A 20,764-nucleotide genomic window follows, 5' to 3' on the forward strand; every position below is an offset into this window, starting at 1 on the left:
AAAATAAATTTTTAAAATTATCTCTCATGACAGTTTCTCACCATCATGAGAAGATTGTTTTATTTTTTGGTATAAAGGACCATACAGTACCTTTATAACGCATTTTTCCCAAAAAATCAATTAATAAAACTACAAGCCACATAATTAAGCTTTACATGTATTGTACAGACAGTTGTCCCACAAAACAAGTTTAATTATTCAGCTTTATTACCACTGTTTTTCTTGATAATGTCTTCAGCAATTGATTTTGGAACTTCAGCATAGTGATCAAAGTACATAGTGTAAGTACCACGACCTTGAGTGTTTGAACGTAATGATGTTGCATAACCGAACATTTCTGAAAGTGGTACATAAGCATTTACAACTTGTGCATTACCACGAGGTTCCATACCATCAACACGTCCACGACGAGATGTTACGTCACCCATGATGTCACCCATGTACTCTTCAGGCATTTCGATTGTTACTTTCATCATTGGTTCTAAGATAACTGGATCACATTTTTTAGCAGCTTCTTTAAGTGCTAATGATGCAGCGACTTTGAAGGCCATTTCTGATGAATCGACATCATGGTATGAACCATCAAATAATCTAGCTTTAATATCGATTAAAGGATATCCAGCTAATACACCGTTTTCCATTGAATCTTTAAGACCTGCTTCAACTGATGGAATGTATTCACGTGGAATTACACCACCAACGATAGCGTTTTCGAATTCGAAACCGGCACCTGTTTCATTAGGTGAGAATTCAATTTTAACGTCACCATATTGACCACGACCACCTGATTGACGAGCGAATTTACCTTGAACTTCAGCTGATGATTTAAATGTTTCACGGTATGAAACCATTGGCGCACCAACGTTACATTCAACGTTAAATTCTTTCTTCATACGGTCTACTAAGATATCTAAGTGAAGCTCACCCATACCACCAATGATAACTTGTCCAGTTTCATCGTCTGTGTGTGCATGGAATGTAGGATCTTCTTCTTGTAACTTAACTAAAGCAGTAGTCATTTTGTCTTGGTCCGCTTTAGATTTTGGTTCAACTGATAAGTGAATAACAGGCTCTGGGAAATCCATAGATTCCAAGATGATGTCATTTTTCTCACCACATAAAGTATCACCAGTACCAGTATCTTTAAGGCCTACCGCAGCAGCGATATCTCCTGAATATACTGTGTTTAACTCTTGACGAGAGTTAGCGTGCATTTGTAGTAAACGACCTACACGTTCACGTTTGTTCTTCGTAGAGTTTTTAACATATGAACCTGATGATAATGTACCTGAATAAACACGGAAGAATGTTAATTTACCAACATAAGGGTCAGTCATTACTTTGAACGCTAAAGCAGCGAACTCAGCATTGTCATCAGCTTTTGCGATAACTTCTTCATCTGGATTATCAGCACGGTGACCAATAATTGGTTTAACATCTAATGGTGAAGGTAAATAATCAATTACTGCATTAAGCATCAATTGAACACCTTTGTTTTTGAATGCTGTACCAACAAGAACTGGGTAGAATTCTACATCAGTAGTTGCTTTACGGATAGCAGCTTTCAATTCAGGGATTGAAATTTCTTCATCACCAAGATATTTTTCCATTAATTCGTCGTCAGTTTCAGCAACTGCTTCAACTAATGCTGCACGAGCTTCTTCAGCTCTTTCTTTATGATCTTCAGGAATTTCAATTTCTTCAATTTCAGTTCCTAAGTCATTTGTGTATTTGAAACATGTCATTTCAACTAAGTCGATGATTGCTTCAAATTCATCTTCAGCACCGATAGGTAACTGAATTGGTTGCGCGTTAGCTTGTAAACGGTCATGAATTGTGCTTACTGAGTATTCAAAGTTAGCACCTAATTTGTCCATTTTGTTAACGAAAACAATACGAGGTACACCATAAGTTGTTGCCTGACGCCAAACTGTTTCAGTTTGAGGTTCAACACCTGATTGTGCATCTAATACTGTTACTGCGCCATCAAGTACACGTAATGAACGTTCAACTTCAACAGTGAAGTCTACGTGTCCAGGTGTATCGATGATGTTTACACGGTGGTTATCCCATTCTGCTGTCGTTGCAGCTGATGTGATAGTGATACCGCGGTCTTGCTCTTGTTCCATCCAGTCCATTTGTGAAGCACCTTCGTGTGTTTCACCAATTTTATGGATACGTCCAGTATAGTAAAGAATACGTTCAGTCGTAGTTGTTTTACCAGCATCGATGTGAGCCATGATACCGATATTACGAGTTCTATCTAAACTAAAATCTCTAGCCATGTATTTTTCTCCTTCCAGTATAACTGCGAATAAATACTTTAAATATGGCGATGCCCTAAACACGCACCGGTGATAGTAAACTATCTTTGTGGAACATGCTCAGGGAAAAAGCTACTATCCTACCAACGATAGTGAGCGAATGCTTTGTTAGCTTCAGCCATTTTATGTGTGTCTTCACGTTTCTTAACTGCTCCACCAGTGTTGTTAGCAGCATCTAAGATTTCGTTAGCTAAACGTTCTTCCATAGTTTTTTCACCACGAAGACGCGAATAGTTAACTAACCAACGAAGACCTAATGTAGTACGACGCTCTGGACGAACTTCTACTGGTACTTGATAGTTAGAACCACCTACACGGCGAGCTTTAACTTCTAATACTGGCATGATGTTATCGATAGCTTCTTCGAAAACTTCAACTGCTTCACGACCACTACGTTCTTTAACTAAGTCGAATGCAGAATAAAGAATTCTTTGTGCTGTTCCACGTTTACCATCTAACATAATTTTGTTGATCAATTTTGTAACTAATTTAGAGTTGTGAATTGGATCTGGTAATACGTCTCTTTTTGGTACTGATCCTTTACGAGGCATAATGTAAATCCTCCCTTCCTATTATAGTATAATTTTAAATTTTATAGCGAAAATTTACGCAATCTTAAACTTATTTTTTAGGTTTTTTAGTTCCGTATAATGAACGGCCTTGTCTACGTCCATCAACACCTGAAGTATCAAGTGCACCACGTACGATATGGTAACGTACACCAGGTAAGTCTTTTACACGTCCACCACGTACAAGTACAACACTGTGTTCTTGTAAGTTATGTCCGATACCAGGGATATACGCATTGATTTCAATGTTGTTAGACAAACGAACACGCGCATATTTACGTAACGCTGAGTTAGGTTTTTTAGGTGTCATAGTACCGACACGAGTACAAACCCCACGTTTTTGTGGTGAATTTAAATCAGTAAATTTTTTCTTTTTACTGTTAAAATTTCTGTTTAATGCTGGTGAATCAGATTTTTTTGATTTACTTTGTCTTGGTTTGCGTACCAATTGATTAATAGTTGGCATGATTAGTTCCTCCTTTCCTCATTTATAATCCCACACATCCAGGTGGTTCATTTTAAGGGTAAATAAAATTTAGTAAGAATCATTCTTACTAATCTCATTTTAATAATGCAACAATAGCTACATTAACGTTTATACCTACATATTTCCCTAAAGCTTGTTTGCTTTCGAAAAATGAAAGAGGTATGTGATTGTGATTGATTTGGCTCAACACGCGAGTCATAAGATGAACTTCTACGTCTTCAGCGATAATCAATGATGTAACTTGATCTTTATTCAAAGCTTTGAGCGTTTGTTTAAGACCAATAACAAAATGTTGTTTGTTAAAGCGTGCAACTTTTTCATTAGACATATAAATATCCTCCAAAGTTCTGCTTGCATCAACCTTAATAATAATAACATTTTCATTACTGCTGAGTCAACTTTAAATCCAATAATTTTGCAAAAATAATTAAAAAACAAAGTGATCGAAAATCGCATTCCGACCACCTTGTTTATTTAACTCAAAATTATATTTCAGTAGTTTGCACTTCTTCTACAATTTCAGTTTCTGGTGCAGCTTTATCGTATTCAACATCTCTATAACGTCTCATACCTGTACCAGCTGGAATTAATTTACCGATAATAACATTCTCTTTAAGACCGAGTAAGTTATCACGTTTACCTTTAATTGCAGCATCAGTAAGTACACGTGTTGTTTCTTGGAATGAAGCCGCTGATAAGAAGCTTTCAGTTTCAAGAGACGCTTTCGTAATACCTAGTAATACTGGTTTAGCTGTTGCAGGACGTTTACGTTCTTTAAATGCTTCACGGTTGGCATCAGTAAAGTTATGAATATCTACTAATGAACCTGGAAGTAACTTAGTATCTCCAGCTTCAATGATACGTACTTTACGTAACATTTGTCTAACCATAACCTCAACGTGTTTATCATCGATTTCAACACCTTGCATACGGTAAACTTTTTGAACTTCTTTTAGTAAATAACTTTCTGTTGCATTTAAACCTGATACAGATAAATAGTTCTTAGGCTCAATTGAACCTTCTGTTAGAACTTCACCACGTTCAACACTTTGTCCAACTTCTACTTTCAATCTTGAAGTACCAGAAGCTAGATAAGATTTCGTTTCATTAGCGCCTTTAATTACAATTTCTTGTTGGCGATCTTTCGCTAATTTGATGTCATCAACAACACCTTCGATTTCAGTAATCACGGCTTGACCTTTAGGATTACGTGCTTCGAAGATCTCTTGGATACGAGGAAGACCTTGTGTGATATCGCTACCTGCTACACCACCTGTATGGAATGTACGCATTGTAAGCTGTGTACCTGGTTCACCAATTGATTGGGCAGCAATTGTACCAACTGCTTCACCAACTTCAACTTTTTCACCAGTTGCAAGGTTTTTACCGTAACATTTTTCACATACACCATGACGTGTGTTACATGTAAATGCTGAACGGATATACATTTCCTCAATACCAGCATCAGTAATTTTCTTAGCGATTTCTGCAGTTACTAATTCGTCAGGATTAACAATTACTTCATTTGTTTCTGGATGACGAATTGTTTCTTTAGAATAACGACCTTCAATACGTTCGATGAATGGTTCAATCATTTCAGTACCTTCTTTGATATCTGAAACAAGTAAACCACGGTCAGTACCACAATCTTCCTCACGTACAATAACATCTTGAGCAACGTCAACAAGTCGACGAGTAAGATAACCAGAATCGGCTGTTTTAAGTGCTGTATCGGCAAGACCTTTACGCGCACCGTGAGTAGAGATGAAGTATTCTAACACTGTTAAACCTTCACGGAATGAAGACGTGATTGGCAATTCGATAATTTCACCAGAAGGCGCAGCCATAAGTCCACGCATACCTGCTAACTGTGTAAAGTTAGACGCGTTACCACGGGCACCAGAGTCACTCATCATAAAGATAGGGTTTGTTTCTTCTAGTGAGCCCATCAATTCGTTTTGAATTTGATCTTTGGCATCTGTCCAAATTTCGATTACTGCGTTGTAACGTTCAAAATCAGTGATTAAACCACGATTAAATTGTTTCGTTACTTTTTCAACGAGTTTTTCATGTTCATCTAAGATATCTTGTTTGTCTGGTAGTACCACAATATCAGATACACCAACAGTGATACCTGCTTTAGATGAGAACTTGAATCCTAAGTCTTTCATTCTATCTAACATCATTGACGTATCAGTGATGCTGAAACGGTTGAACACTTCTGCAATAACATTTCCTAGGAAATTCTTATTGAAAGGTTTGATTAACGGTTGTTCATCAAAGTAAGCTTTCAAGCCTTCTTCACCAATTTCAGTTGGTGCAATGAAATATTTCTCAGGTGTTTTATTTTCCAAGTTCGTTTGTGTTGGTTCATTGATATATGCAAATGAATCAGGAATGATTTCATTAAATATTACTTTACCAACAGACGTTAGTAAGATTTTTTTGTTTTGTTCTTCAGTGAAAGTAGGATTATTGAATGATGCTGCGTGTACACCAATTCTTGTATGCAAGTGAACGTAGCCATTTGCATAAGCTTTTAGTACTTCGTTCGTATCATTATAAATCGTACCTGTATTCACTGCTTCTTTACGCTCTAATGTAAGGTAATAGTTACCTAATACCATATCTTGTGATGGTGTAACAACTGGTTTACCATCTTTAGGGTTCAAGATGTTTTGCGCTGCTAACATTAACATACGCGCTTCAGCTTGAGCTTCTTTAGATAATGGTACGTGAACAGCCATTTGGTCACCATCAAAGTCGGCATTATAAGCTGTTGTAGCAAGTGGATGTAGACGGATCGCACGACCTTCAACAAGTGTAGGTTCAAATGCTTGGATACCTAATCTGTGAAGTGTAGGTGCACGGTTTAAAAGAACTGGGTGTTCTTTAATAACATCTTCTAATACATCCCATACTTCATCATCCATGCGCTCAATTTTACTTTTCGCGTTTTTGATGTTTGTCGCAATTTCACGTTGAACTAATTCTTTCATAATGAAAGGTTTGAACAATTCAAGTGCCATTTCTTTAGGTAGTCCACATTGATACATTTTCAAGCTAGGTCCAACTGCAATAACTGAACGACCTGAATAGTCAACACGTTTACCTAATAAGTTTTGACGGAAACGACCTTGTTTACCTTTTAACATGTGTGAAAGTGATTTTAATGGACGGTTACCTGGACCAGTTACTGGACGGCCACGACGACCATTATCAATAAGTGCGTCAACAGCCTCTTGTAACATACGTTTTTCATTTTGTACGATGATGCCAGGAGCACCTAAGTCTAATAAACGTTTCAAACGGTTGTTACGGTTGATAACACGGCGGTATAAATCATTTAAATCACTTGTCGCAAAACGTCCACCATCTAATTGAACCATTGGTCTGATTTCTGGTGGGATAATTGGAAGTACGTCTAAGATCATCCATGCTGGGTTGTTACCAGAATGTCTGAATGATTCAACAACTTCTAAACGTTTAATTGCACGAGTAAGTCTTTGACCAGTAGCTGATTCTAACTCATCACGTAAGTGCTTGAGTTCAGCATCTAAATCAATTTCTTCAAGTAATTCTTTGATACCTTCAGCACCCATTTTAGCTGTGAATTTACCAGGGAATTTATCATAGTATTCTCTGAATTCAGCTTCAGATAATAATGTCTTTTTCTCTAATCCAGTTGGTCCTGGATTAACAACAACGTATGAAGCAAAGTAAATAACTTCTTCTAACGCTCTTGGTGACATGTCTAATAATAGACCCATACGGCTTGGAATACCTTTGAAATACCAAATGTGTGATACAGGTGCAGCTAATTCAATGTGCCCCATTCTTTCACGGCGCACTTTAGATTTAGTTACTTCTACGCCACATCTATCACAAACCATACCTTTGTAACGTACGCGTTTGTATTTACCACAACTACATTCCCAGTCTTTTGTAGGTCCAAATATTCTTTCACAGAATAGACCATCTTTTTCTGGTTTTAAAGTACGATAGTTTATTGTTTCTGGCTTTTTAACCTCACCAAAAGACCATGAACGGATTTTTTCAGGTGAAGCAAGTCCTATTTTCATATAATGGAAATTATTTACATCAATCAAGGAGCCTACCTCCTTCAATTTAGATTAGCTGTGCAAATTGATTGATTGCTCTATATCAATAATGAAATGCCCGCTTAGAGTGTGCACTAATTAAGCACACAGCTCTTCACGGCATATTCATTTATAAACTTAAATGCAATTAGTCTGTAACTTCTTTTTGTGATTGTGGAGCATCTTTTTGTTGAAGATCCACTTTACGTTCAACGACATCTTCTTCTTCATTATCTTGCATGTCAATTTCATTGTCATGCTCGTCCATAATTTTAACATCTAGTCCTAAACTTTGTAATTCTTTCATCAATACTCGGAATGATTCAGGAACACCTGGTTTAGTAATATTTTCACCTTTAACAATAGATTCATATGTTTTCACACGACCTACTGTATCATCGGATTTGTAAGTTAAAATTTCTTGAAGTGTATATGCAGCACCGTAAGCTTCAAGTGCCCATACTTCCATTTCACCGAAACGTTGCCCACCAAATTGTGCTTTACCACCAAGTGGTTGTTGCGTTACAAGTGAATATGGTCCAGTTGAACGTGCGTGTAGTTTGTCATCAACCATGTGTGCAAGTTTCAGCATGTACATAACGCCGACTGAAATTCTGTTATCGAATGGTTCACCCGTACGTCCATCGTATAATACTGTCTTACCATCACGAGCCATACCAGCTTCTTCAATTGTTGACCAAACATCTTCATCACTCGCACCATCAAATACTGGTGATGCAACGTGAATACCTAAGTTTTTAGCAGCCATACCTAAGTGTAGCTCTAATACTTGTCCGATATTCATACGTGAAGGAACACCAAGTGGGTTCAACATGATATCGATTGGTGTGCCGTCTGGAAGATATGGCATATCTTCTTCAGGAACAAGTTTAGAAATAACACCTTTGTTACCATGACGACCACACATTTTATCTCCTACGTGAATTTTACGTTTTTGAACGATATAAACACGCACTAATTGGTTAACACCTGGAGATAATGTATCGTCTCCTTCTTCACGGTTAAAGACTTTAACATCTAGAACAATACCACCTGCACCATGAGGTACGCGTAACGATGTATCGCGAACTTCACGTGCTTTTTCACCAAAGATAGCGTGTAGCAAACGTTCTTCTGCAGTTAATTCTGTTACACCTTTAGGCGTTACTTTACCTACTAAAATGTCACCATCATTAACTTCAGCGCCGACGTATACAATACCACGGTCATCTAAGTTTTTAAGTGCACTGTCAGAAACGTTAGGAATATCGCGAGTGATTTCTTCAGGTCCTAGTTTCGTATCACGCGCCTCTGATTCATACTCTTCAATATGAATAGACGTATATACGTCATCTTTAACTAGGCGTTCACTCATAATAACAGCATCCTCATAGTTGTAACCGTCCCAAGTCATGAAACCAACAACTACGTTTCTACCTAATGCCATTTCACCAAGTTCCATTGAAGGACCATCGGCTAAAATTTCACCTTTAGTTACTACGTCACCAGAAGCAACGATAGGTCTTTGGTTATAACAAGTACCCGTATTTGAACGTTTGAATTTAGCTAATGGATAGCGATCTAATTCGCCTTCGTATTCTTGACCGTCTTCTTCGATAAGTTGACGAACAAGAATTTCATTAGATTCAACGTGCTCAACGCGACCTTTACGTTTTGCAACAATTGCTGCACCAGAGTCACGTGCTGCCACGTGCTCCATACCTGTACCTACAAATGGTGATTCTGGATTCATCAATGGCACTGCTTGACGTTGCATGTTCGCACCCATCAATGCACGGTTAGAGTCATCGTTTTCTAAGAAAGGAATACATGCTGTCGCTGCAGAAACAACTTGTTTAGGTGAGACATCCATATAATCCATTTTTTCTTTGGCCATAACTGTATTATTACCACGGAAACGACAAACAACTTCGTCTGCTGTGAAACGGCCATTTTCGTCTAATGTTGAGTTTGCTTGTGCTACAACATAGCTATCTTCTTCATCAGCTGTTAAATAGTCAATTTGATCCGTGATTGAATTCGTTTCAAGATCCACTTTACGGTAAGGTGTTTCAATAAAGCCGAATTCATTTACACGCGCATAACTAGATAACGAGTTAATAAGTCCGATGTTTGGACCCTCTGGCGTTTCAATTGGACACATACGGCCATAGTGAGAATAGTGAACGTCACGTACTTCCATTTGAGCACGTTCACGCGTTAAACCACCAGGTCCTAGAGCTGATAAACGACGTTTATGCGTTAACTCAGCTAACGGATTCGCTTGGTCCATGAATTGTGATAATTGTGAACTACCAAAGAATTCTTTGATAGATGCAATCACTGGACGAATATTGATTAATTGTTGTGGCGTTACAGAATCAGTGTCTTGGATAGACATTCTTTCACGTACAACACGTTCCATTCTTGATAAACCAATACGGAATTGGTTTTGTAACAATTCACCTACTGAACGTAGACGACGGTTACCAAGGTGGTCAATATCATCTGTGAAGCCAATACCACTTAATAAGTTAAAGAAGTAAGACATTGATGCAATAATATCTGCTGGTGTAATACATTTCACTTCTGAATCAGGGAATGCATTACCAATCACTGTCGTTGTACGTCCTTCTTCATCGTTAGGAACATAAACTTTAATAGATTGAATTTCAACAGGTTCATCAATCACTGTACCTTCTAACTCAAAGACTTCACTGTTAGCATTTGCTTCCAGTACATCCATGATTTCATCGAGATTACGACGATCAAGCACAGTACCTTCTTCAGCAACAATTTCACCTGTTTCAGTATTAACAATAGGTTCTGCTAATTTTTGATTAAACAAGCGGTGTTTTAAATGAAGTTTTTTGTTTGCTTTGTAACGACCTACGCTTGCTAAGTCATAACGTTTCGGATCGAAGAAACGAGAATATAAAAGACTCTTAGCATTTTCTACTGTAGGTGGTTCACCAGGGCGTAAACGCTCATAGATTTCTAATAGCGCTTGATCTGTTGTTTCTGTACCATCTTTTTCTAAAGTATTACGTAAGTACTCATTGTCACCTAAAAGATCAACGATTTCTTGATCTGTAGAGAAACCTAAAGCACGTAATAATACTGTTAATGGTAATTTTCTAGTTCTATCAATACGTACGTAAACAACATCTTTTGCATCTGTTTCATATTCTAACCAAGCACCACGGTTTGGAATAATTGTAGCATCGAAGTTGATACGACCATTTTTATCTAGTTTTTCATTGAAGTATACGGATGGTGAACGAACTAATTGTGAAACGATAACACGTTCAGCACCGTTAATTACGAATGTACCTGTATCTGTCATTAATGGGAAATCACCCATAAACACTTCTTGTTCTTTTACTTCGCCAGTTTCCTTGATAATCAAACGCACTTTAACACGTAGAGGTGCAGAATACGTTGTATCACGGTTTTTAGATTCTTCTAAATCATATTTCGGTTCTCCAAGTCTGTAATCTACAAACTCTAAAGATAGATTGCCTGTGAAATCTTCAATCGGAGAAATGTCTCTAAACATTTCTAATAAACCTTCTTCTAAGAACCAATCGTAAGACTTAGTTTGAATCTCAATTAAATTCGGTAATTCTAATACCTCTGAAATTCTCGCATAGTTTCTACGTTTACGATGTCTTCCATATTGGACAAATTGACCTGCCAAACAGATTCACCCCTCAAAAATTGCGTGTTTACTTTTACTAAATCACCCAATATAATTAGACAAAAAGAAAACGGTAGCATACTCATGACACCATTTTCTATTTCACTTTATATACATTGTTAATTTATACGTAAAAGTACACACTTATTGAACATAATTTTTTACATTCTATTACTATATCAGAATACAGCTATTTAATCAACCTTTTACACTTCTTAAAATGTAGTAGCCTTTGCTCTTTTCTAATACTTCCACGTTATCGAATGTTTCTTGCATTTTTTTCTTTGCTGACGGCATACCTTGCTTTTTCTGAATTACTACATACAAGGCGCCACCTTGTTTCAATTTATTAAAAGCATCTTCTAAAATACTGTGAACGACTTGCTTCCCTGCTCTAATCGGCGGATTAGTCAGTACAAAATCATAAGTGTTATCTTCTACTTGTGATAAACCATTACTTTCAATAATCTCAGCATTGTCTATACGGTTTCTTTTTTTATTTTTTCTTGATAATGATAGTGCTCTTTGGTTAATATCAACCATTGTCACTTCGTGATGTGGGGAAACTTTTGCAATCATTAAACCGATAGGGCCATAGCCACAACCAACGTCTATAATTTTCTTCGTGGGACCAGGGGGATATGCTTTCAAAAATGTTGTCACTAATAAATCAGAGCCGAAGTCTATTTTCCCTTTAGAAAATACACCTGAATCTGTTATTAGTTCTAAATCATGGTTATCGTAGGAGTACGTAAAAAGCAACTCATCACTTTCTACTTCAGGATTTTCATCATAGTAATGATTCATGACTACACCTCTTTAATCTAATTCTTCTTAGATTAATACTATACCCGTTTGATTGGATATTGATCAAATAAGATAAAACCCCGTTATATGGATAACGGGGTTTTCATTTCTCAAAGATATCAGCCTATCTATAGCGCACTCAATCCCAACGTACCGAAGTAGTTGCTGCATTAAGCAACGCAGATAAGCCTCAATATATAATTATGAATTGTTAGCAAGCTAGAATTATTTTAATTCTACTGTAGCGCCAACTTCTTCTAATGCTTCTTTAAGTTTTTCAGCTTCTTCTTTAGGTAAAGCTTCTTTGATTACTTTAGGAGCTCCGTCAACTAATTCTTTAGCATCTTTTAATCCTAAGCCAGTAGCTTCTTTAACAGCTTTAACGACTTTGATTTTAGATGATCCAGCTGAAGTTAATTCAACATCGAAATCAGTTTTTTCAGCTTCAGCGTCTCCGCCTGCTGCTGCGCCTGCTGCTGCTACTGGAGCTGCTGCAGTTACACCAAATTCTTCTTCAATTGCTTTTACTAAGTCATTTAATTCTAAAACTGACATTTCTTTAATTGCTTCAATGATTTGTTCTTGATTAGCCATTTTTAATATTCCTCCATTAATTTTAATTAGTTTATGCGCAATTATTCAGCGCTTTCTTCTTTTGATTCTTTGTCTTCTCCAACAGCTTTAACTGCATAAGCGAAGTTGCGTACTGGAGCTTGTAATACTGATAAAAGCATAGAAACAAGACCGTCGTGTGATGGTAATGTACCAACAGTGTTAACTTCTTCAGCAGAAATAACATTGCCTTCCATAACACCTGTTTTAATTTCTAATGCTTGATGTTCTTTTGCAAATCCTGCGATAACTTTTGCTGGAGCAACAACATCTTCTGTTGAAGTAGCAACTGCAGTAGGACCTACTAAGAATTCATCTAAACCGTCAATACCAGCTTGTTGAGCTGCACGACGAACCATAGTGTTTTTCAATACTTTGTATTCAACACCAGCTTCACGTAATTGTGAACGTAATTCAGTTACTTCAGCAACGCTTAGACCACGATAGTCAACGATAACTGTAGATACTGAGTTTTTAAGTTGTTCAGCAATAATATCAACTTCTTGTTTTTTTGCATCGATGATTGCAGACATTTAGACACCTCCATAGATTTTAGTTTGGTGCTTTTAATTTTGAAGTTCTGTTGATTGACGTTCGTCAGTTCCTCAGATTATCCAATAAAAAAAGCACTTTCTACCCACGGCAAAAAGTGCTTGAAAGATCTAAAATCTTCACGTTCAAGTCAATTTTAGCCTCGGTAGGATCAAATTTTAAGTTATTACTAACTCCTACTGTCTTAGGTAAAATAATACATTAACCAATATAACTAAATTAATGTACAATGTCAATATTTTTTTAAAGACTGAAAGTAAACCTTTCAGCCTTTTTCATTTATTTATAGATTATAGTTTGAAGCTTGAAGTATCAACTTTAACTCCAGGACCCATTGTTGTAGTTACAGCAACAGATTTGAAGTACGTACCTTTAGCTGAAGCAGGTTTTGCTTTAGTTAATACGTCTTGTAAAGTTTTGAAGTTTTCAACAAGTTTGTCAGTATCAAATGATGTTTTACCAATTGATGCATGAACAATACCTGATTTCTCAGCACGGTATTCTACTTTACCAGCTTTGATTTCTTCAACAGCTTTTTTAACGTCCATAGTTACTGTTCCAGTTTTAGGGTTAGGCATTAAACCTTTAGGTCCTAATACGCGACCAAGTTTACCAACTTCGCCCATCATGTCTGGTGTAGCTACTACTACGTCAAAGTCAAACCAACCTTGTTGGATTTTTTCTACATATTCGCCTTCGCCAACGAAATCAGCACCTGCTGCTTCAGCTTCTGCTGCTTTGTCTCCTTTTGCGAACACCAATACACGTTGTGATTTACCAGTACCATTTGGAAGCACTACTGCTCCACGGATTTGTTGATCATTTTTACGAGTATCAATACCTAAACGGAATGCTACTTCAACTGATGCATCAAAGTTAGCGATGTTTGTTTCTTTAGCTAGTTCAACAGCTTCTTCAACATTATAGTGTTTTAAGCGATCGATTTTGCTAGCTGCTTCTTGATATCTTTTGCTTTTTTTAGCCATTTCATGTTCCTCCTTTAGTGGTTTTAGCGGAATTTCCTCCCACATTTACTTGCTTTCACAAGTTAAGAGCAGATAACAGTGAGGTCAAAATTGTATTTTATCTTAGGAATTAACATTCCTTAATAAATGACATTTCTCCTCATATTACGACAATATTGAACGCTGTCATCATGTTTGTCATTTCTGTCATCTGCTTCTATCGTCAATCTATGTTTTCATTACTAATTTATATTATTGAACTGTGATACCCATACTACGAGCAGTACCTTCGATAATACGCATAGCTGCTTCTTCGTCTGCAGCATTTAAATCTTGCATTTTTTGGTTTGCAATTTCACGTACTTGATCTTTAGTTACTGTAGCAACTTTTGTTTTGTTAGGTTCGCCTGAACCTTTTTCAACGCCTGCTGCTTTTTTAAGTAGTACTGGCGCCGGTGGAGTTTTTGTAATAAATGTAAATGAACGGTCTTCATAAACACTGATTTCTACCGGAATAATTAAACCTGCGTCTTCTTGTGTACGTGCGTTGAATTCCTTACAGAATCCCATAATATTCACACCTGCTTGACCTAATGCTGGACCAACTGGTGGTGCTGGATTTGCTTTACCTGCAGGAATTTGTAATTTAACAACTTTTTCTACTTTTTTAGCCACGATGTGCACCTCCTTGATATCGTGATGTGGTCACAGGACTCAGTTTTGTCCTCCCACTCTTCTACATTTCGTGACGAAATGAACGCTCTATGAGCGCGACCACAGTATTATAACATTAACCCATTACATAAAGCAATGGTAATTTGTAAAATTTTGGGAACGGAACATAAATCTAATATCACTACAATAAAGCCCGTATCCCACATGAGCAAGATGACTAGTGTTAACAAGCTCTAATTTCAAAGGCTTTTTAATCTAGCCAACAACCGCCTCCCAAACTATTAGCAAAGACCAAAAATGCTATAGCTTTTAGCTTCTGTTAATACGTGAGGCCAAACTCATTTTTTCTTCTAAATTAATTCTGTAATCAGCTGTACATAATGTATATAAAGTCATACTTCTAACTTTTGCAAGTTATGTATGACCTCTACCAGTAGCAACGTCCTGATATGCCTTACAGTTTTTCAACTTGATCAAATTCTACTTCTACTGGCGTTTCCCTACCAAACATGTCTACAAGAACAGTAAGTTTGAATTTATCCGCTTCAATTTCTTGAACTTCACCAACTTGATTTGCAAATGGACCTGATTTAATTCTTACTTGTTCACCTAAGTCAATTTGAACATCGATTGTTTTTTCTTTCATGCCCATTTGTTTAAGGATGAAGCGTGCTTCTTCAGGAAGTAATGGATTTGGTTTTGATCCAGCACCAGCTGAACCAACAAATCCTGTTACACCAGGTGTATTTCTTACGATATACCACGATTCGTCAGTCATTACTAACTCGACTAGCACGTATCCTGGGAATGTTTTTTTAGTTAATGTTTTGGCTTTGCCATCTTTAACTTGTGTTTCTTCTTCTTCTGGTATAACAACTCTGAATATTTGTTCAGTCATATTCATAGATTCAACACGTTTTTCTAAATTCTTTTTCACTTTATTCTCATAACCAGAATAAGTATGCACAGCATACCAACGCTTTGCGCCAACTTCTTCAGACATGTCGTCACTCCTATCTATTTAATTAACTCTATAATTCTACCAATTCCTAAGTCTAAGGCATAGAAGAATACTAAGAAAAATACTACTGTAGCTACAACAATGACTGTGTATTTAAATAATTCTTCTTTCGTTGGCCAACTTGTCTTTTCCATTTCTGACTTTACGCCTTGGAAGAAATTCTCTTTTTTAGCCATTTATAAGACCTCCGTATATTTCGTTATTCCTTATTTGCTTATTCCATGCAACAAATCAAGCAAATACAATACTCTCAACTTAAATGGAAGGGCATATTCACTCAATTGTAAATTTAATATGTCGTTTGTTATTTCGATTCTTTATGCAACGTATGTGCATTACATCTCGGACAATATTTCTTCAATTCCAGTCTAGATGCAAGATTACTCTGTTTGGGAACGTTATAATTTCGATTACCACACACTTCACAATTCAATGGTATTTTTTTCATTCGTCTTCCCCTTACTCATTATAATACCAATCTACTATACATAATTTCTAAGTCAATTGTCAATCGGCAATAGCGTCTTTGTACGTGATATGCTATATATTCAGACCGTTACAATTAAATAAAACACGCGCTATTTCTCATTTTCTAAATAGCGTCTTAATTTCATTTTACAACGATGTATCGCATTGTAAACCACTTTGATTTGTATATTTAGTGTTTCAGCAATTTCTTTCGGCTTAAAGTCATTTAGTAAACAGATTACGATACTTTTTTCTAAGACCGTCAGTTTCATTAATCCTTGTTGTAATTGACTTCCTATCTCTAAAGCTAATATATGTTTATCAAGTGGGTGTTCTGTTTTACTATTTTGATAATTGACTATAAATTCATTGACCAGCATTTCTTGTCGTTGGTTGCCATAGCATTTTTTACGGATATAATCATTTTTTACATTTTTAATCACACGATTTATATAATGCTCAATAGGTGTGTCATCAGTGAAATCAAATTTTTTAAATGCACAGTATAATCTTACGAGCACATCTTGACACAAATCTTCTTGGTCGTTTGGATGTATAGCAAAATGATATAAACGTCTACGAATCATTGGGCTTAAGACTTTAAAAATTTCAGGCACATCGATTGGTTTGGTTCTCTTTTCTCCATTAATTAAAGTGTTAGTTGGAATGCGGTTATTTCTTGTCATTACTGTTATCCTTTCCTTGAAGTAAAGAAAGATTACAGCAGTTGGACTGAAAAAATCAAACTCCGCTATAATAATTAATGATTATCGCCGCGTCTTAATTTTTCAAATTCTTCAAGAATTTCATTTGAAAGTTCGATACGCGTTCTGGGTTTCTGTTCATTAAATCCATCTAGCTTTTTCGATACAGAAATTTCATTTTCTCTTAAATCTCTCCACATTTCTCTTGAAGACACACGATATGCACCTGCACCAAAAATAGCATGTTGCTCACTCATATCGCTCGTAACCACTGTAATATGTCTTGTATGTTTGTCATATAAGTCATATACATAACGTTCAATGTAGCTATCTGCAGTTTCTTTTTCTTTTGTAAAAATCGTTTTAACACCATGATACATATATTCTGTAGGCGCTCCGGATTGTTCATAAGCATCGAATACGCAGACAACTTCATCCGCAATGACTGCGTTATAGTTCGCTATAGCAATGAGCAATTGTTCACGTGCTTCTTCAAGGTTATCTTGTGCAATACGACTTAATTCTTGCGATTGTCCAATCATATTATATCCATCAATGATTAAATAACGATCTTTCATGCTTTATCTCCGATATAATTACGTTTGCGGAAAACTTCATACATCATTAAACTTGCTGCTACTGATGCATTTAGACTGTTAACATGACCTACCATTGGAATATTGATATAGAAATCGCATTTTTCTTTAACTAAACGGCTCATACCTTGACCTTCACTACCTATCACAATACCTAGTGGCATGCCAGCATCCATTTCTCTATAGTCCGTTGAATTTTCAGCTTCAGTACCAACAATCCAATAGCCGTTATCCTTTAGCGTTTCAATCGTGTTAGCCAAATTAGTCACCCTCATTACTGGTATATGCTGAATAGCGCCCGTCGATGCTTTGGCAACCGTTTGTGTTAAAGCAACTGAACGTCTCTTAGGAATTATGACACCATCAACACCTGAAGCATCTGCGGTTCTTAAGATTGATCCTAGGTTATGTGGGTCTTCTAAACCATCTAAAATTAATACTGTTGATAATTTATCTTGTGCTTTTTGTTGCGCAACAAATGCATCAAAGTCCGCATATTCATATGGAGCAATGTAAGCAGCAACACCCTGGTGAGGTGAATCTGACAATCCATCTATTTTAGATTTCGGTACAGATTGAACTATAATTTTATTACTATTCGCTAATTTTAAAATTTCGTTGATTTGGCCTTTTTTGATAGTATCTTGAATCAGAATTTTATTAATAGTATGTCCTGAGACAATAGCTTCTTTTACTGCATGTCGACCAACAATTACAATCTCTTCCATAGTATCACTACCTTTCGTCTACGATTTGTACAATTTGTTCTAATAGTGCCGCTAAACGTGCATCTTCTTTTTCTAAATATAAATAACCAATGATTGCCTCTAGCCCAGAACTTTTTCTATATGTTTGAATATCTGTATTTTTTGCTTTGGTATAACTTTTAGCGTTTCTACCTCGACGCACGATATCTAATTCTTCTTCTGAAAACCATTCATTTTCCATTAATGACTCTAGCGTCAGCGCTTGACTCTTAGCTGAAACGTAGCGTTTAGCTTCTTGATGTAAACGATTAGGCTTTGCTTTTAATTTTAAAACGATATATGCTCTCACGTGTTGATCTAAGACAGCGTCACCCATGTAAGCAAGTGTCAATGGATTTAATAATTTATTATTCATATTAGCCACGTTTAAATCTCACACCTTGAGGCGTGTCTTCTAATATAATATTTTGTTCTTTTAGTTGATCACGTATTTCATCTGCTCGAGCGAAATCTTTATCTTTTCTTGCATTGTTTCTTTCTTCAATCAGCGCTTCGACTTCTTCATCTAGTAGTTCATCACTATCTTTGCCTTTCAAAGGCACTCCTAGTACATCACTAAAGATTTGATAAACTTCTTTAAAACGTCCAAGTACTTTCGTAGACGTTGTGTTTTCTAGCACGTATTTATTTGCTAATTTAGCCAAATCATACCAAGCAGTAATAGCATTCGCTGTATTAAAATCATCATTCATAACGGTTTCAAATTGCTCTAAAATTTTATCTATTTCAGCAATATAATCACTTTGCGCTTCAATATCTGTAGCAATTGCTTCACGTTCTTCAATCGCTTGATAGCTGTTACGCACACGTTCCAAACCGCTTTTAGCCGCTTCGACAAGTTCCATATTATAATTAATAGGGCTTCTATAATGTACACTAATCATGAAAAAGCGTAATACATCTGGATCAATTTGTTTGATAATGTCGTGTACTAAAACAAAGTTCCCTAATGATTTACTCATTTTTTCATTATCTATATTGATGAAACCATTATGCATCCAGTAGTTCGCAAACGGCGCGTGGTTATGCGCCTCTGATTGCGCAATTTCATTTTCATGGTGTGGGAACTGTAAATCTGTACCACCCGCATGAATATCAATTGTGGCACCCAATTCATGATAAGCCATTACTGAACATTCAATATGCCAGCCAGGTCTACCTTCACCAAATGGGCTTTCCCAACTGATTTCACCTGGTTTAGCTTGCTTCCATAACGTAAAATCTAATGCATCTTCCTTCTGTTCACCCTGTTCAATACGTGCGCCTACTTTTAAATCATTTAAAGATTGATGGCTTAATTTACCGTAATCTTGGAATTTTCGTGTTCTAAAATAAACATCGCCGCCACTTTCATAAGCATAACCTTCATCAACGAGGTCTTTTATAAAGTTAATGATGTCATCCATATGATTCATAACACGTGGATTAGACGTTGCTTTTTTTACATTTAACGCACCTACATCTTCGTAGAATGCATCAATGTAGCGATCAGCAATCGTTTCAACTGATTCGTCCAATTCTTTTGAGCGTTTAATTAATTTGTCATCTACATCTGTAAAATTTGAAACAAATACGACTTCATAGCCTTGATATTCAAAATATCTTCTTACTACATCGTAATTGATAGCTGGTCGTGCATTTCCGATATGAATATAATTATATACAGTTGGTCCACAAACATACATTTTAACTTTACCAGGTTCAATTGGTTCAAACGTCTCTTTTTGACGCGTTAATGTATTATATAATGTAATCATCTTGTATCTCTCCATTTCTTGTTTTCTCAAGTTGTTTTTCAAGTTCTTTTAATTGCTCGTAGATTGGGTCAGGTAAATTACGGTGATCAAATGTTTTGCCAATACGTCTGCCGTCTTGTTTTACAATGTGTCCTGGAATACCGACTACAGTTGAATAACTAGGTACAGTATTAAGTACGACTGAGTTCGCACCGATATTCACATTTGAATTAATTGTAATATTACCAAGTACTTTTGCTCCCGCAGCAATAAGTACATTATCCCCTATATCTGGATGGCGTTTTCCTTTTTCTTTACCCGTACCGCCTAATGTAACGCCTTGATAAATCGTTACATTATCTCCAATTCGACAAGTTTCTCCAATCACTACGCCCATGCCATGGTCAATGAATAAACGTCTACCGATTTGGGCGCCTGGGTGAATTTCAATACCTGTAAAAAAGCGTGTAATTTGTGAAATTAATCTCGCTAAGACATATTTTTTCTTTTTATATAGTTCATGTGCAATCAAATGACTCCAGACCGCATGCACGCCTGCATATGAAGTAACAACTTCTAAAGTTGTACGTGCTGCAGGATCTTGTTCAAACACCATATTTACATCGTCTTTTATTCTTTTCAACATCTTAAACAAGGTTGCTACCTCCTTATAAAAAAGCA

Annotated in this window: 20 protein-coding genes and 1 other annotated feature; all 20 genes read right to left on the reverse strand. The window is 36.4% G+C overall.

The window, feature by feature from the left end; genetic code table 11:
• Positions 1 to 194: 194 nt before the first annotated feature.
• Entirely contained in the window at positions 195 to 2,285 is a 2,091-nt protein-coding gene (fusA, locus tag M1D64_RS11595; protein WP_002484154.1) for an elongation factor G, read from the reverse strand.
• A 119-nt stretch (positions 2,286 to 2,404) separates the two neighbouring features.
• Complete coding sequence (gene rpsG, locus M1D64_RS11600) at positions 2,405 to 2,875, reverse strand: 30S ribosomal protein S7 (protein ID WP_002484155.1); 471 nt, start codon at positions 2,873 to 2,875, stop codon at positions 2,405 to 2,407.
• Between the two features lie 70 nt (positions 2,876 to 2,945).
• Positions 2,946 to 3,359: a 30S ribosomal protein S12 gene (gene rpsL / locus M1D64_RS11605; protein WP_002484156.1), complete on the reverse strand. Its 414-nt coding sequence runs from the start codon at positions 3,357 to 3,359 to the stop codon at positions 2,946 to 2,948.
• A gap of 94 nt (positions 3,360 to 3,453) precedes the next feature.
• Positions 3,454 to 3,708, reverse strand: coding sequence for a ribosomal L7Ae/L30e/S12e/Gadd45 family protein (locus M1D64_RS11610; RefSeq protein WP_129335061.1), 255 nt, complete (start codon positions 3,706 to 3,708; stop codon positions 3,454 to 3,456).
• Positions 3,709 to 3,865: 157 nt separating this feature from the next.
• Positions 3,866 to 7,462 (reverse strand): DNA-directed RNA polymerase subunit beta', encoded by a 3,597-nt coding sequence (gene rpoC, locus M1D64_RS11615; RefSeq protein WP_002484158.1) that lies wholly within the window; start codon positions 7,460 to 7,462, stop codon positions 3,866 to 3,868.
• Between the two features lie 166 nt (positions 7,463 to 7,628).
• On the reverse strand, positions 7,629 to 11,180 hold the full coding sequence (gene rpoB / locus M1D64_RS11620; protein WP_002484159.1) for a DNA-directed RNA polymerase subunit beta: 3,552 nt from the start codon (positions 11,178 to 11,180) through the stop codon (positions 7,629 to 7,631).
• Between the two features lie 198 nt (positions 11,181 to 11,378).
• Positions 11,379 to 11,987 carry a class I SAM-dependent methyltransferase gene (locus M1D64_RS11625; RefSeq protein ID WP_011303840.1) on the reverse strand — a complete coding sequence of 203 codons (609 nt, stop codon included), beginning with the start codon at positions 11,985 to 11,987 and terminating at the stop codon, positions 11,379 to 11,381.
• A 225-nt stretch (positions 11,988 to 12,212) separates the two neighbouring features.
• Positions 12,213 to 12,581, reverse strand: coding sequence for a 50S ribosomal protein L7/L12 (gene rplL / locus M1D64_RS11630; protein ID WP_002484162.1), 369 nt, complete (start codon positions 12,579 to 12,581; stop codon positions 12,213 to 12,215).
• 41 nt (positions 12,582 to 12,622) lie between these two features.
• Entirely contained in the window at positions 12,623 to 13,132 is a 510-nt protein-coding gene (rplJ, locus tag M1D64_RS11635) for a 50S ribosomal protein L10 (RefSeq protein WP_002484163.1), read from the reverse strand.
• Positions 13,133 to 13,210: 78 nt separating this feature from the next.
• Positions 13,211 to 13,358, reverse strand: a sequence feature (ribosomal protein L10 leader region).
• Between the two features lie 83 nt (positions 13,359 to 13,441).
• Positions 13,442 to 14,137, reverse strand: a complete 696-nt coding sequence (gene rplA / locus M1D64_RS11640) for a 50S ribosomal protein L1 (protein ID WP_002484164.1) — start codon at positions 14,135 to 14,137, stop codon at positions 13,442 to 13,444.
• Between the two features lie 231 nt (positions 14,138 to 14,368).
• Positions 14,369 to 14,791, reverse strand: a complete 423-nt coding sequence (gene rplK, locus M1D64_RS11645) for a 50S ribosomal protein L11 (protein ID WP_002484165.1) — start codon at positions 14,789 to 14,791, stop codon at positions 14,369 to 14,371.
• Positions 14,792 to 15,245: 454 nt separating this feature from the next.
• Complete coding sequence (nusG, locus tag M1D64_RS11650) at positions 15,246 to 15,794, reverse strand: transcription termination/antitermination protein NusG (RefSeq protein ID WP_011303841.1); 549 nt, start codon at positions 15,792 to 15,794, stop codon at positions 15,246 to 15,248.
• A gap of 14 nt (positions 15,795 to 15,808) precedes the next feature.
• A complete protein-coding gene (gene secE / locus M1D64_RS11655; protein ID WP_002484168.1) occupies positions 15,809 to 15,988 on the reverse strand; it encodes a preprotein translocase subunit SecE in 180 nt (59 codons plus the stop codon).
• Positions 15,989 to 16,116: 128 nt separating this feature from the next.
• Positions 16,117 to 16,260 (reverse strand): 50S ribosomal protein L33, encoded by a 144-nt coding sequence (rpmG, locus tag M1D64_RS11660; protein ID WP_037539105.1) that lies wholly within the window; start codon positions 16,258 to 16,260, stop codon positions 16,117 to 16,119.
• A gap of 130 nt (positions 16,261 to 16,390) precedes the next feature.
• Entirely contained in the window at positions 16,391 to 16,966 is a 576-nt protein-coding gene (locus M1D64_RS11665; protein WP_002484169.1) for an RNA polymerase sigma factor, read from the reverse strand.
• Between the two features lie 74 nt (positions 16,967 to 17,040).
• Positions 17,041 to 17,562, reverse strand: coding sequence for an NYN domain-containing protein (locus M1D64_RS11670; RefSeq protein ID WP_011303845.1), 522 nt, complete (start codon positions 17,560 to 17,562; stop codon positions 17,041 to 17,043).
• Positions 17,559 to 18,308 carry a 23S rRNA (guanosine(2251)-2'-O)-methyltransferase RlmB gene (rlmB, locus tag M1D64_RS11675; RefSeq protein ID WP_002484171.1) on the reverse strand — a complete coding sequence of 250 codons (750 nt, stop codon included), beginning with the start codon at positions 18,306 to 18,308 and terminating at the stop codon, positions 17,559 to 17,561. Before rlmB ends, M1D64_RS11670 begins: the two co-directional genes overlap by 4 nt.
• Positions 18,309 to 18,315: 7 nt before the next feature.
• Complete coding sequence (locus tag M1D64_RS11680) at positions 18,316 to 18,702, reverse strand: Mini-ribonuclease 3 (protein WP_011303846.1); 387 nt, start codon at positions 18,700 to 18,702, stop codon at positions 18,316 to 18,318.
• A 1-nt stretch (position 18,703) separates the two neighbouring features.
• Positions 18,704 to 20,104 carry a cysteine--tRNA ligase gene (gene cysS, locus M1D64_RS11685; RefSeq protein ID WP_002484173.1) on the reverse strand — a complete coding sequence of 467 codons (1,401 nt, stop codon included), beginning with the start codon at positions 20,102 to 20,104 and terminating at the stop codon, positions 18,704 to 18,706.
• The gene (gene cysE / locus M1D64_RS11690; protein WP_041079568.1) at positions 20,088 to 20,729 is read right to left on the reverse strand and encodes a serine O-acetyltransferase; all 642 of its coding nucleotides are present in this window, start codon (positions 20,727 to 20,729) and stop codon (positions 20,088 to 20,090) included. The genes cysS and cysE overlap by 17 nt, the downstream gene beginning before the upstream one ends.
• Between the last annotated feature and the right edge of the window lie 35 nt (positions 20,730 to 20,764).

Source organism: Staphylococcus sp. Z5-21, from assembly GCF_056529615.1.

Coding starts and splice junctions, on each gene's coding strand:
- fusA (WP_002484154.1), bottom strand. CDS start 2,285: ATGGCTAGAGATTTTAGTTTAGATAGAACTCGTAATATCGGTATCATG.
- rpsG (WP_002484155.1), bottom strand. CDS start 2,875: ATGCCTCGTAAAGGATCAGTACCAAAAAGAGACGTATTACCAGATCCA.
- rpsL (WP_002484156.1), bottom strand. CDS start 3,359: ATGCCAACTATTAATCAATTGGTACGCAAACCAAGACAAAGTAAATCA.
- M1D64_RS11610 (WP_129335061.1), bottom strand. CDS start 3,708: ATGTCTAATGAAAAAGTTGCACGCTTTAACAAACAACATTTTGTTATT.
- rpoC (WP_002484158.1), bottom strand. CDS start 7,462: ATGAAAATAGGACTTGCTTCACCTGAAAAAATCCGTTCATGGTCTTTT.
- M1D64_RS11625 (WP_011303840.1), bottom strand. CDS start 11,987: ATGAATCATTACTATGATGAAAATCCTGAAGTAGAAAGTGATGAGTTG.
- rplL (WP_002484162.1), bottom strand. CDS start 12,581: ATGGCTAATCAAGAACAAATCATTGAAGCAATTAAAGAAATGTCAGTT.
- rplJ (WP_002484163.1), bottom strand. CDS start 13,132: ATGTCTGCAATCATCGATGCAAAAAAACAAGAAGTTGATATTATTGCT.
- rplA (WP_002484164.1), bottom strand. CDS start 14,137: ATGGCTAAAAAAAGCAAAAGATATCAAGAAGCAGCTAGCAAAATCGAT.
- nusG (WP_011303841.1), bottom strand. CDS start 15,794: ATGTCTGAAGAAGTTGGCGCAAAGCGTTGGTATGCTGTGCATACTTAT.
- secE (WP_002484168.1), bottom strand. CDS start 15,988: ATGGCTAAAAAAGAGAATTTCTTCCAAGGCGTAAAGTCAGAAATGGAA.
- rpmG (WP_037539105.1), bottom strand. CDS start 16,260: ATGAAAAAAATACCATTGAATTGTGAAGTGTGTGGTAATCGAAATTAT.
- M1D64_RS11665 (WP_002484169.1), bottom strand. CDS start 16,966: ATGACAAGAAATAACCGCATTCCAACTAACACTTTAATTAATGGAGAA.
- M1D64_RS11670 (WP_011303845.1), bottom strand. CDS start 17,562: ATGAAAGATCGTTATTTAATCATTGATGGATATAATATGATTGGACAA.
- rlmB (WP_002484171.1), bottom strand. CDS start 18,308: ATGGAAGAGATTGTAATTGTTGGTCGACATGCAGTAAAAGAAGCTATT.
- M1D64_RS11680 (WP_011303846.1), bottom strand. CDS start 18,702: ATGAATAATAAATTATTAAATCCATTGACACTTGCTTACATGGGTGAC.
- cysS (WP_002484173.1), bottom strand. CDS start 20,104: ATGATTACATTATATAATACATTAACGCGTCAAAAAGAGACGTTTGAA.
- cysE (WP_041079568.1), bottom strand. CDS start 20,729: ATGTTGAAAAGAATAAAAGACGATGTAAATATGGTGTTTGAACAAGAT.